At 61.0% G+C, this 12,409-nt stretch carries 12 protein-coding genes; 2 read left to right on the top strand and 10 right to left on the bottom strand.

The genetic code is table 11. The features are described from left to right. The 5 genes from J3P82_RS08270 to J3P82_RS08250 all read right to left on the bottom strand — a co-directional run bounded on the left by J3P82_RS08270 (position 1) and on the right by J3P82_RS08250 (position 3,772). Positions 1-810, bottom strand: coding sequence for an OmpA family protein (locus J3P82_RS08270; RefSeq protein ID WP_186645051.1), 810 nt, complete (start codon positions 808-810; stop codon positions 1-3). Further along, entirely contained in the window at positions 807-1,166 is a 360-nt protein-coding gene (locus J3P82_RS08265) for a DUF4398 domain-containing protein (RefSeq protein WP_434562139.1), read from the bottom strand. Before J3P82_RS08265 ends, J3P82_RS08270 begins: the two co-directional genes overlap by 4 nt. A gap of 9 nt (positions 1,167-1,175) precedes the next feature. Next, a complete protein-coding gene (locus J3P82_RS08260; protein WP_434562137.1) occupies positions 1,176-2,000 on the bottom strand; it encodes a substrate-binding periplasmic protein in 825 nt (274 codons plus the stop codon). Positions 2,001-2,090: 90 nt separating this feature from the next. Beyond that, complete coding sequence (locus J3P82_RS08255) at positions 2,091-3,020, bottom strand: electron transfer flavoprotein subunit alpha/FixB family protein (protein WP_434562135.1); 930 nt, start codon at positions 3,018-3,020, stop codon at positions 2,091-2,093. A 2-nt stretch (positions 3,021-3,022) separates the two neighbouring features. Next, complete coding sequence (locus tag J3P82_RS08250) at positions 3,023-3,772, bottom strand: electron transfer flavoprotein subunit beta/FixA family protein (protein WP_007908338.1); 750 nt, start codon at positions 3,770-3,772, stop codon at positions 3,023-3,025. A gap of 546 nt (positions 3,773-4,318) precedes the next feature. Between J3P82_RS08250 and J3P82_RS08245 the strand changes: the two genes are divergently transcribed. Continuing rightward, positions 4,319-5,983 (top strand): electron transfer flavoprotein-ubiquinone oxidoreductase, encoded by a 1,665-nt coding sequence (locus tag J3P82_RS08245; RefSeq protein WP_434562133.1) that lies wholly within the window; start codon positions 4,319-4,321, stop codon positions 5,981-5,983. Between the two features lie 83 nt (positions 5,984-6,066). Here J3P82_RS08245 and J3P82_RS08240 read toward each other — a convergent pair whose 3' ends face one another. Then, positions 6,067-6,957 carry an AraC family transcriptional regulator N-terminal domain-containing protein gene (locus J3P82_RS08240; protein WP_434562131.1) on the bottom strand — a complete coding sequence of 297 codons (891 nt, stop codon included), beginning with the start codon at positions 6,955-6,957 and terminating at the stop codon, positions 6,067-6,069. A 180-nt stretch (positions 6,958-7,137) separates the two neighbouring features. Between J3P82_RS08240 and J3P82_RS08235 the strand changes: the two genes are divergently transcribed. Then, positions 7,138-8,190, top strand: a complete 1,053-nt coding sequence (locus J3P82_RS08235) for an NAD(P)-dependent alcohol dehydrogenase (protein ID WP_434562129.1) — start codon at positions 7,138-7,140, stop codon at positions 8,188-8,190. 6 nt (positions 8,191-8,196) lie between these two features. Here J3P82_RS08235 and J3P82_RS08230 read toward each other — a convergent pair whose 3' ends face one another. The 4 genes from J3P82_RS08230 to J3P82_RS08215 all read right to left on the bottom strand — a co-directional run bounded on the left by J3P82_RS08230 (position 8,197) and on the right by J3P82_RS08215 (position 12,394). Beyond that, a complete protein-coding gene (locus J3P82_RS08230; protein ID WP_434562127.1) occupies positions 8,197-8,997 on the bottom strand; it encodes an IclR family transcriptional regulator in 801 nt (266 codons plus the stop codon). Between the two features lie 60 nt (positions 8,998-9,057). Next, complete coding sequence (locus J3P82_RS08225) at positions 9,058-10,368, bottom strand: MFS transporter (protein ID WP_434562125.1); 1,311 nt, start codon at positions 10,366-10,368, stop codon at positions 9,058-9,060. 207 nt (positions 10,369-10,575) lie between these two features. After that, positions 10,576-11,724 (bottom strand): galactonate dehydratase, encoded by a 1,149-nt coding sequence (gene dgoD / locus J3P82_RS08220; protein WP_003179439.1) that lies wholly within the window; start codon positions 11,722-11,724, stop codon positions 10,576-10,578. 49 nt (positions 11,725-11,773) lie between these two features. Further along, positions 11,774-12,394, bottom strand: a complete 621-nt coding sequence (locus J3P82_RS08215) for a 2-dehydro-3-deoxy-6-phosphogalactonate aldolase (protein WP_434562123.1) — start codon at positions 12,392-12,394, stop codon at positions 11,774-11,776. Positions 12,395-12,409 lie beyond the last annotated feature (15 nt).

The raw sequence follows: 12,409 nt of genomic DNA, 5'->3' as shown, positions 1-12,409 counted from the left end.
TTAGCGGGCGGCGCCGAGCTGGCCTTTCTCGTCGGAGAACACAATTTCAACCCGACGGTTCTGTGCCCGGCCACGTTCGGAGGCGTTGACGTCCACCGGGTATTGATCGCCGTAGCCTTCGACCTGAATACGCTTCTCGTCGATTCCCAGGTCCACCAGCACGTCCGCCACCGCTTGCGCGCGGTCACGGGACAGCTTGAGGTTCTCCTGTTTGCCACCGGTGCTGTCGGTGTAGCCCTCGATACGCACTACGCGCTTGGGGTTGAGCTGAAGGAATTGCACGATCTTGAGCACCACGCGATTGGCCGAGTTTTTCAGCTCAGCTTCGCCGGTGTCGAACAATACGTCGCCGAGCGTCATCACCAGGCCGCGATCAGTCTGGGTTGTCGCCATCGCCATGATCTGCTCTTCCAGCCATTTGCCCTGCTGCTGGACACTTAGCAACTTGGACTCGCGCAAGGCCAATTGCAGACGCTGGCGCTCAAGCTCGAGCTTCGTCGCGCGCTCTTCGTTGAGCACTTGATTGCTGTGCTCCCGGGCAATCGCACTATAGCGTTGGCTCAGATAGGCGTAATGCTGCACATCCTCACCGCTGCCCCAGTAGCTGGACAAGCGATCGGCACGGGCCAAGGATTCGCCGGCGCGGATCACGTCCCGGGGCGCGGCACGCAGCACGTTGGCGTCTTCCTTGACCTTCTGGAAATCGCCGCTGGCCTGTTCCAGCACTGCCTCGCTGCGCTGGCCGGCGCAGCCATACAAACTCGCGAGACCTGCAATCAGCAGGCCACCGAAAACATGGGAGTGATTCATTGGGCATCCTCCCTCAACTGTTTGCGCAAGCGCTTGATGCGCGTATCGAGCACGTTCAGTTGCTCCTGGCTCTTGAGCCTCAGCACCTTCGCTTCGGCCAGGCGCGCGTCCAGCTCGGCCTGCTCGGCCCGCATGCGCGCCTTCTTGTAGGATTCGTCGGCCATGTTCGATTTGGCACGAGCGAACTTTTCTTCGGCCAGTTTCAACTCGGGCACTTCTTCGGTGGTGGCACCCACCGCACGGGCTTGCTCGATGGCCTGTTCAGTCAGGCGGATCTGTTCATTCGGCGCCGGATCGGCTGCACAACCCGCCAGAGCCAGAACGGCCAGGGCAGCGAAAAGAGGTCGAATAGTCACTAATATTCCCTACTGTTTTGGGGCACTGACAGGAGGCTTCAACTGTGTTTTCCAACGCTCCAGATTGCGTTGCAATACAGCCTCCGTCAGGCCGGACGCGGCCAATTCTGTCATCTTTTGCGCCAGCTGTCCGCGCAACCATGGGTCATTGCAGGCGGAGTTATGGGAAACCGCCAGGAACAATCCCGGTTTATCCACCGGTTGCGGTGCGGCCTGTAGATCGTTGGCCAAGCCTAATGTCTGCGCCGTCGCCAAGCCCGAATAGCGCCCCGCCAGGACATATTCCACCTCGCCCAAGAGCAATTTCTGAAAGGCCTGGGTCAGGTTCGGCGTACGGATCAGGGACAATTGCTGCTCGGCGAAAATGCCAAATCCCTGGGTCATTCGAGCCTTTTCCGACAGCGCGCCGGGATGCCCATGAAGGTCTCCGGGCTGGTTGATGACCAGCGTCGAGTCGTTGCGAGTCCAGACCAGGTAATCATTTTCCAACAGCGGCGGATGGACGTAATCCAACGCTTCAAGCCCAGCGGCTGTCAGTGGAGCGTCGGTGAGCAGGTCCATGCGCCCGCTGCGCACTTCGTCCAGCGCCTGGGCGCGCTTGCCGGCATACAGCAGCTCGATCTTGATCCCCAGCTCCGTCGCGACGTGCGCCAGCAGGTCGGCACCGGCGCCAATCAGGTGCTTGGGGTCCTGAGGGTCTTGCCAGAGATAAGGCGGTGCGTCCGGACTGCCGGTGGCGATCAGTCGTTCACATTTGCCGGCGGCGACAGACAGGCCCGGCATGACCGCCAATGTCCACAGCAACGACCAGCGGGTCCAACGACGCAGATCCATGGCGACTTGCTCCCCTTGCATCAAATAAACAGTGCAGAAAATAAAAAGCCCGGCCAAAGGGCCGGGCTCTTTATAAGTGAAGACGCTGGATTAGACCAGCTTCTCCAGCTCAGGGATGGCTTCGAACAAGTCCGCCACCAGGCCGTAGTCGGCCACCTGGAAGATCGGTGCTTCTTCGTCCTTGTTGATCGCAACGATCACCTTGGAGTCCTTCATGCCGGCCAGGTGCTGGATCGCGCCGGAGATACCGACGGCGATGTACAGCTGTGGCGCAACGATCTTGCCGGTCTGGCCGACCTGCATGTCGTTGGGCACGAAACCTGCGTCGACCGCCGCGCGGGAAGCGCCGACGGCAGCGCCCAGCTTGTCGGCCAGGGCGTACAGGTGCTTGAAGTTGTCACCGTTCTGCATGCCACGGCCGCCGGAAACGACGATCTTGGCAGCGGTCAGTTCAGGACGATCGGACTTGGCCAGTTCTTCGTTGACGAAGCTGGAGATGCCGGCGTCATGGGCAGCGCCCACTGCCTCAACGGCAGCCGAGCCACCTTCGGCGGCAACCGGGTCGAAACCGGTGGCGCGCACGGTGATGACCTTGACCGCAGCGTTAGACTGCACGGTGGCAATGGCGTTACCGGCGTAGATCGGGCGTTTGAACGTGTCGGCGCTTTCTACCGAGATGATCTCGGAGATCTGGTCGACGTCCAGCGCAGCGGCAACGCGCGGCAGGATGTTCTTGCCGTTGGAGGTGGCGGCAGCCAGGATGTGGCTGTAGCCCTTGCCCAGCTCAGCAACCAGCGGCGCAACGTTTTCCGGCAGTTGGTGCGCGTAGGCGGCGTTGTCGGCCGACAGCACTTTAGCCACGCCAGCGATTTTCGCGGCGGCTTCGGCAACGGCGCTCGCGCCCTGCCCGGCGACCAAAACGTGCACGTCGCCACCGATTTTGGCAGCGGCAGCAACAGTGTTCAGCGTGGCCGGAGCCAGCGCCTTGTTATCGTGTTCGGCGATTACCAAGATAGTCATAGTCAGATTACCTTCGCTTCGTTTTTCAGTTTCTCGACCAGTTCAGCCACCGACTTGACCTTGATGCCTGCGCTGCGTGCAGCCGGCGCTTCGACTTTCAGGGTCTTGTTGGTGGAGGCGGTGGAAACGCCCAAAGCATCCGGAGTCAGCACTTCAAGCGGCTTCTTCTTGGCTTTCATGATGTTTGGCAGGGACGCATAGCGCGGCTCGTTCAAACGCAGGTCGGTGGTAACGATGGCCGGCAGCTTCAGCGAAACGGTCTGCGCGCCGCCGTCGATTTCGCGAGTCACGGCAACGCTGTCACCAGACACTTCGACTTTCGAAGCGAAGGTGCCCTGACCATAGCCGCTTAATGCCGCGAGCATCTGGCCAGTCTGGTTGTTGTCGCTGTCGATGGCCTGCTTGCCGAGGATCACCAGCTGTGGCTGCTCCTTATCGACAACGGCCTTGAGCAGCTTGGCCACGGCCAGGGAAGTCAGGTCTTCGGCGGATTCGACGAGGATGGCGCGATCGGCACCCAGCGCCAGCGCGGTGCGCAGTTGCTCCTGGGCGGTGGTCGGGCCGATGGAAACGACGACGATCTCAGTCGCCACGCCTTTCTCTTTCAGGCGTACGGCTTCTTCTACGGCGATTTCGCAGAATGGATTCATCGACATCTTGACGTTGGCGAGGTCGACGCCGGAGTTGTCCGCCTTGACGCGAACCTTGACGTTATAGTCGACCACTCGTTTGACAGCTACAAGAACCTTCATGGATTCCTCGTTACTCTCCGGTGAAAAGAAAGCCGCCCGGGCGAACCTGGCGGTTGATGATCATGGGCGCAAGGGCACCTCTAAAAACGCCGGCATGAACCACACATGACCTTTGCTCACGGGAGTGAAGACCATTCGTCAGTGATGACCGATGAGTCATTCATTATCGCGGCGTGTAAACTGCGCGTCCGAACCACGCAACTCGTCACTTTGTGCTGCCTTCGCCCTGTCTTTAGAGGTGCTCTTGAAACCAACAGTCAGCCTACGGCGAGCGCAAAACCGCCCGTATCTTGACCGGAACGCCTATTCCGGTCAATACGGCAAAATGGTCAGTCATAAGCCGTACGTCAGTGATTTATCTGGGCTGCGGCAATTTCAAACAAACGTTTGTATTGGACCCTGAGAGTGGTGTAGATATAATGCGCCGCTTAAGAGAGAAGCGCGGGTCATTCATTGTCGCTTTCGTCGCCTGGCCAAAGAAACGACGGATGCATCGCCAAACCTCCAATTAGAAAAAACTGTAGAGCCTTGAGTAGGAGATAGCCTGTGGAACGCGAATACATGGAATTCGACGTGGTCATCGTCGGTGCCGGCCCCGCTGGCCTGTCTGCCGCTTGCCGACTGAAACAGAAGGCCGCCGAAGCCGGTAAGGAAATCAGCGTCTGCGTGGTCGAAAAAGGCTCCGAAGTCGGTGCGCACATTCTCTCCGGCGCGGTGTTTGAACCGCGCGCCCTGAACGAACTGTTCCCGGACTGGAAAGAACTCGGCGCCCCGTTGAATACGCCCGTCAAGCGCGATGACATTTATGTCCTGAAGAACGCCGAGACCGCGAGCAAAATCCCTGACTTCTTTGTGCCCAAGACCATGCACAACGAAGGCAACTATATTATTTCCCTGGGCAACCTGTGCCGCTGGCTGGCCCAGCAGGCCGAGAACCTGGGTGTGGAAATCTACCCAGGCTTCGCCGCCCAGGAAGCGCTGTTCGACGAGAACGGCGTGGTGCGCGGGATCATCACCGGCGACCTGGGTGTCGACCGCGAAGGCAATCCGAAGGAAGGCCTCTACACCCCCGGCATGGAACTGCGCGGCAAGTACACACTGTTCGCCGAAGGCTGCCGTGGCCATATCGGCAAGCAGTTGATCAAGCGTTTCAACCTGGACAGCGAGGCCGACGCCCAGCACTACGGCATCGGCCTGAAGGAAATCTGGGAAATCGACCCGGCCAAGCATCAGCCAGGCCTGGTGGTGCACACCGCCGGTTGGCCGCTGGACATCATGGGCACCGAAAACACCGGTGGCTCTTTCCTTTACCACCTGGAAAACAACCAAGTGGTGGTCGGCCTGATCGTCGACCTGTCCTACAGCAATACGTTCCTGTCGCCGTTCGACGAATTCCAGCGCCTCAAGCATCACCCGGTGCTAAAGCAATACCTGGAAGGCGGCAAGCGCGTCAGCTACGGCGCACGCGCCATCGCCAAGGGTGGCCTGAATTCGCTGCCGAAAATGGTCTTCAAGGGCGGCGCGCTGATCGGTTGCGACCTCGGAACCCTGAACTTCGCCAAGATCAAGGGCAGCCACACGGCGATGAAATCCGGCATGCTCGCCGCCGAGGCCGTGGCCGATGCGCTGTTCGCCGGCTCCGAAGGTGCCGACGAACTGAACAGCTATGTCGACGCGTTCAAGGCCAGCTGGCTGTACGAAGAACTGTTCGCCAGCCGCAATTTCGGCGCAGCGATCCACAAATACGGCGCGATTATCGGCGGGGGTTTCAACTGGCTCGACCAGAACATCTTCGGCGGCAAGCTACCAATCACCCTGCGCGATACCAAGCCGGACTACGCTTGCCTGAAACTGGCGGCCGATTGCAAGAAAATCGACTACCCGAAACCGGACGGCAAGATCAGCTTCGACAAACTCAGCTCGGTGTTCATCTCCGGTACCAACCATGAAGAAGAACAGCCTTGCCACCTGAAGCTGACCGACCCAAGCATCCCGATCAGCAAGAACCTGCCGCTGTACGACGAGCCGGCCCAGCGCTACTGCCCGGCTGGAGTGTACGAAGTCATCACCAAGGAAGACGGCGAAAAACGCTTCCAGATCAACGCCCAGAACTGCGTGCACTGCAAGACCTGCGACATCAAGGACCCAGCACAGAACATCACCTGGGTATCGCCGGAAGGCGCCGGCGGTCCGACTTACCCGAACATGTAAGCCGACACGCTGAACATCGAGGCTCCCGCAATGGGGGCCTTTTTGTTGTGCACAATTAAAGCAGCGCCGCTTCCGTCAAAGGATCAGGCTGCCCGCTCTTCCCCAGGATTACGCTCGAAGTAGCGCTTGTACTCCCGACTGAACTGCGACGGACTCTGGTATCCCACCTGATGAGCGACCTCGGCCACGCCCATGCCCTCGGTGAGCAATAGTCGCTGGGCCTTGAGCAGGCGCAGCCGCTTGAGGTACTGCACGGGCGTCTGCAACGTGCTGCGCTTGAAATGCTCATGAAAGGTCGAGGCGCTCATGTGCGCGCAACTGGCCAGGGTCTCGACGTTCAGCGGCTCGGTAAAATGCGCGTGCAAATGGCTCAGGGCAGCGGCAATCCGGGCGAATTGCCCTTGTTGTTCCACCAGTGCGCGTAACACATCGGCCTGGGGGCCACGCAGTGCGACGAACAACAGTTCCCGCAGCCGTGCCTGGCCCATGACCTGGCATTCCAGCGGATCGTGCAAGCAGCGCAGCAAGCGCTCGACGCATCCACGCATGGCGTCATCGAGCACTGCGCACGTCATCGATTCCGGCGTCTGCGGCGCCAGGTTCCGCCCCGGTACCAGCCCCATCGCCAACACCAGCTCCCCCAACATCGCTCGATCGATCGCAACGGAAACCCCAAGCAGCGGAGCATTGGGCAAGGCGTAGGTTTCGCATTCGAACGGCACCGGCAGGGCCTGGATCAGATAATTCCCGGCACCATATTCCAGCGTGCGAGGCCCCAGGTACGCTAGTTTGCTGCCTTGGGCGATGATCACCAGGCTCGGCTCGTACAGCTGCGGGCCACGAGCGACGTCCTGGCTGGCCCGAAGCGCATGCACGCCGGGCAGTTGCGTCGGGACAAAACCGTCACGGGTCGCCAAGGGTTCGATCAGGGAAACCAGGGTGGCGTTGGCATCGAGATGGCGGGTCAACAACATGGGCAGAAACTTTCCGGAAGAGGGGATGAACCCATGATCGCAGGTCTGGCGACACATAGGATCAGATCCTGGCCAAGACCGGAGGATTAGGCATGACAGACGTAGGAATCGCCATCGCCGCCTGCCGCGAGCACCCCCAGAATGGACCACCTCACCGTTCACTGCTTAGCGAGGTCCATCATGTACACAGCAATCGGATACGCCGCTCAATCGCCCACCACGCCCCTCGCCCCCATGAAGTTCGAGCGCCGCAGCCCGCGCGCCGACGACGTGGCGATCGAGATCCTGTATTGCGGCGTCTGTCATTCCGACATCCACCAGGCCCGCAATGAGTGGGGCATCGCCGTTTATCCGCTGATGCCTGGCCATGAAATCATCGGAAAAGTCACCGCTGTCGGTGCGAATGTCACTCGCCATAAAGTAGGCGATTTGGTGGGGGTGGGCTGCATGGTCGACTCCTGCCGCGAGTGCGAGGCTTGCCGCGCCGACTTGGAGCAATACTGTTTCGAAGGCATGACCCAGACCTACGCCAGCCCGGACCGCATCAGCGGCGGCCACACCATGGGCGGCTATTCCGAGAGCATCGTGGTCAGCGAGCACTTTGTGCTGCGCATCCCGCAGACACTCGATCCAGCCAGTGCCGCACCGCTGCTCTGCGCCGGCATTACCACCTATTCGCCGCTCAAGCACTATGGCGTAAAAGCCGGTGACAAGGTCGGTGTGCTGGGCATGGGCGGACTGGGGCATATGGGCATCAAGTTTGCCAAGGCGATGGGCGCCGAGGTGACCCTGTTTACCCGCTCGGCCAGCAAGGCCGAAGAAGCCCGTCGCCAAGGCGCGGACCATGTGATCGTGTCCACCGACGCCGAACAAATGGCCGCGGCGGCCGGACGATTCCACTTCCTGCTGGACACCATTCCGGTGCAGCACGACCTCAACCCCTACCTCGACACGCTGCGTTTCGACGGCGTGCACATCATCGTGGGCCTGGTCGAACCGGTCGAACCGCCAGTGCATGCGGCAAAACTGATCATGGGTCGCCGTGTCCTGGCCGGCTCGCTGATCGGTGGTGTCGCAGAAACCCAGGAGGTGCTGGACTTCTGCGCCGAGCACAACATCAGTTGCGACATTGAAATGCTCGACATCCGCCAGATCAACGAGGCCTACAGCCGCATGATCGCCGGGGACGTGAAGTATCGCTTCGTCATCGAAATGGCGACGCTCAAGGCCTGACGTTCGTCAAACCTTGGCGCCCAACTCCGCCGATAGCCGGGCTGTGACCCCTTTGACCAGGGGAATCAGCTCGGCCATTTTTTCCAGCGGCATGTACGGCACGGTGCTGGCGATGCTGATACCGGCGACGATGCGCTTGCCCGCGTCTCGGATCGGCGCCGCTACACAGCGAATCGACGGTTCGTTGTCCTCCAGGTCGTAGGCATAGCCCCCCGCGACGTATTCCACCATTCGCTGCTGGAACTGCTCCCAAGACTGCTCCTGGTGCAGCGGCCAGAACTGATTCTTCCCACCTGCCGGCAGGCTGATTTCATACAGCCTCTTCCATTGGTCCTGCGGGTCATCGAGCATCAGCGCCTTGCCGATGCCGGTGCGCGCCAACGGCATGCGATGACCGACGCGCGAGCGCATTTCCGGGCCATTGCGTCCGGGATTCTTCAGCAGGTACAAGACCTCGTCGCCCTCGCGAATCGCCAGGTGGACGGTGTCACCGGTGAGCGCCGACAGTTCATCCAGGTAGGGCCCCGCCAGGCTCACCAGCGGCAGCTCTTCCCGCGCCTGAAAACCCAATTCAATCAACTTCGGCCCAAGCAGGTAGCCCACTTGCGGCACCACGCGCAGGTAACGTTCATCCACCAGGCAACTGGCCAGGCGATGAGTGGTGCTGCGCGTGGTCCCGATCAGCCGGGCGATTTCCTTCAAGTCGCGGGCTCCGCTGGCGACCGCCTGGACCACGCCCAGGCCGCGCAGCAATGTCTGCGTGCCCGTGGGCGCTGCGTCCTTGGTATTTTTTGGGGCGTCTTGCATATCCGGCCTTTCACAGTGAGCGAGGGAACGGGCGGCATTATGGTCGCCCGCCCCACGGGACTACAACTCGATGCGCTCGACTTTCCCGACCAGCAGGATGTAGGAAAGCGCGCCAGCCAATGCCAGGACAGCGATATAGGTAATGGCCGGGGCAAACGAATCGCCGCTGGCGAGGAAGCCAATGACAATCGGCGTGGCGATGGCCGCCAGGTTGCCGATGAAGTTGAACACCCCGCCGGTCAAGCCGAGCAACCGCGCCGGTGCCAAGGTGGAAACCAGCGACCAAGTGATCGAGGCCAGGCCATTGCCGAAGAACGCCAGGGCCAGGAACGCGATCACCAGCGGCGTCGACTCGACGAAGTTGGCACCGATGATTGAGGTGGAAATCAGCAGCCCGCCAATGATCGGTAGCTTGCGCGCAAACCCCACGCTGGTGCCGCGGCGGATCAGCCAGTCGGAGAAGAACCCGGAGCACAGCACGCCGACAAACGCCGCGAGGAACGGCAACGACGCCAGCAGGCCAGACTTGATGAAGTCCATGCCGCGATATTTCACCAGGTAGGTCGGGAACCACGTCAGGAAAAACCACAGCGTGGAGTTGAGGCAGAACTGTCCCAGGTAAATGCCCCAAAGCTTGCGCTGGGTCAGGACGATGACCAAGTCAGTCCAGCTGAATTTCGCCTTGACCTTCGCCGTCTCGGCCTGGATATCCACCAGCCCGCCGCCTTCGCGGATCAGCTCGATTTCGGCGGCATTGGCGCCTTTGAAATCCCGCGGCTCGCGATACACCGCGTACCAGATCAACGCCCAGAGAATACCGACGGCACCGGTCGCGACGAACACCATGTGCCAGCCGAAGGCATGCTGCAGCCACGCCAGGACCGGTGTCAGGAATGCCAGCCCGACGAACTGTCCAGACGTGTAGAAACCAATCGCCGTGGCCCGCTCACGCTCTGGAAACCACGTGGTAACGACGCGGCTGTTGATCGGATAAGCCGGTGCTTCCAACGCACCGACCGCCATGCGCAGGACGAATAACGCAATAAAACTGGAAACGAAACCGAGCATCACCGTGGCCACCGACCACAACAGCAGCGCCACGCTGTACAGAATGCGCGGCGGCACCCGGTCCACCAGCCAGCCACCGGGGATTTGCATGGCGGCGTAGGTCCAGCCGAACGCCGAGAAAATCAGCCCGACATGAATCGGATCAATGCCTAGCTCACTGGTCATTGCAGGAGCGGCAATCGAGAGGTTGCTGCGGTCCAGGTAATTGATCACCACGGTGATGAACAGCAGGACCATGATGAAAAAACGCTTGCGGCTGGGCGTCACCAACGACGCCTGCGCGTTCAGGGTGTGCGCTTGCATGTGAGGTGCCTCTTTTTATGTTTATTGAGGGCGAAACTTATGAGCAGCTACGTCAACCGCCGTGGCGATGGAGCTTGCTCCCGCTGGGCCGGCCCGACGCCTCGGGCGCAGCAGCCCCTGGGTTCGTTGGTCAAAATTCTTGCGACCGCTGCGCAGTCGAGCGGGAGCAAGCTCCCTCGCCACATGGAATGTGGGGCGTCTAGGCACTCACCACTCGGCAAAACTGCCATCGGCATGGCGCCAGATCGGGTTGCGCCAGCGGTGGCCGATGGCCGCGCGCTCAATCACATATTCCTCGTTGATCTCGATGCCCAGGCCCGGACCGTTGGGGATTTTCACGAAGCCCTTGTCGTAGTCGAACACCTGCGGATCCTTGATGTAATCCAGCAGGTCGTTGCTTTCGTTGTAGTGAATGCCCAGGCTCTGCTCCTGGATAAACGCGTTGTAGCAAACCGCGTCCAGTTGCAGGCATGCCGCCAGGGCGATTGGGCCCAACGGGCAATGCAGCGCCAGCGCCACGTCGTAGGCCTCGGCCATGTTGGCGATCTTGCGGGTTTCGGTGATGCCGCCGGCGTGGGAGGCATCCGGTTGGATGATGTCCACGTAGCCCTCGCTGAGTACACGCTTGAAATCCCAACGCGAGAACAGCCGCTCGCCCAAGGCAATCGGTGTGCTGGTCAGCGGCGCCAGTTCCTTGAGCGCTTCGTAGTTTTCGCTGAGCACCGGTTCTTCGATGAACATCAGCTTGTAGGGGTCGAGTTCCTTCATCAACACCTTGGCCATTGGCTTATGCACGCGGCCATGAAAGTCCACGCCAATGCCGACGTTCGGCCCGACGGCGTCGCGCACCGCGGCTACGTTGGCGAGGGCCAGGTCGACTTTTTCAAAGGTGTCGAGAAACTGCAGCTCTTCGGTGCCGTTCATCTTCACCGCGGTAAACCCCCGCGCCACGGCTTCTTTCGCCGCCCGGGCGGTGTCGGCCGGACGATCGCCGCCGATCCACGAGTACACACGAATCTTGTCACGCACCTGACCGCCCAGCAGATCACTGACCGACACACCCAGGGCCTTGCCCTTGATGTCCCATAACGCCTGATCGATACCGGCCAGGGCGCTCATGTGGATGGCACCGCCGCGGTAGAAGCCGCCACGATAGAGCACGGTCCAGATGTCTTCGATATTGCGTGGGTCCTTGCCGATCAGGTAGTCGGACAATTCCTCGACGGCAGCCGCCACCGTGTGGGCACGGCCTTCGACCACGGGTTCGCCCCAGCCGGTCACGCCTTCATCGGTCTCGACCTTGAGGAAGCACCAGCGCGGCGGAACAATAAACGTGGTCAGCTTGGTGATTTTCATCTTCTTGTCTCTCTTATCGGATGCAGCGCGCGTGGCGCCGGAAAAGTCTTCAGATCAAGGCATTCCACGCGGCGACGTAGGCCTTGGCGCGCACTGCCACTTCGTCCGCTGTCAGGCCCGGCTTGAACAGCCCGGAACCGAGGCCGAACCCCTTAACGCCGGCTTCGACGAACACCGCCATGTTGTCAGGGGTGATCCCGCCCACCGGCACCAATACGGTCCCGGCCGGCAGCACCGCGAGCCAGGCCTTGACCACCGCCGGGCCCATCTGCTCGGCCGGGAACATCTTCAGCACGTGAGCGCCTTCGGCCAGCGCGGCGAAGGCTTCGGTGGGCGTGGCGACGCCGGGCGACAGGTACAGGCCCGCCGTTTTCGCCGCCCGCAGCACCTTAGGATCGCTGTGGGGCATGACGATGACTTGGCCGCCAGCGGCTTTTACCTGCTCGACCTGTTCCGCCCTGAGCACGGTCCCTGCACCGATCAAGCAATCGGCCGGCAAGGTGTCGCGCAGGATGCGGATACTTTCGTACGGTTCAGGGGAATTGAGCGGTACCTCGATGACGCGGAATCCAGCGCTATAAAGGACTTCGCCGACAGCGGCTGCCTCTTCGGGACGCAGGCCGCGCAGAATCGCGATCAGCCCGTTTTGCGCCAATGCTTGTGTGAGCATGTCAGACCTCCAGTC

The organism is Pseudomonas sp. Z4-20 (assembly GCF_051131955.1).
Lineage (GTDB): Bacteria > Pseudomonadota > Gammaproteobacteria > Pseudomonadales > Pseudomonadaceae > Aquipseudomonas > Aquipseudomonas marvdashtae.
The sequence above is the reverse complement of the archived record's forward strand: the minus strand, read 5'-3'. Positions and strand labels throughout refer to the sequence as shown.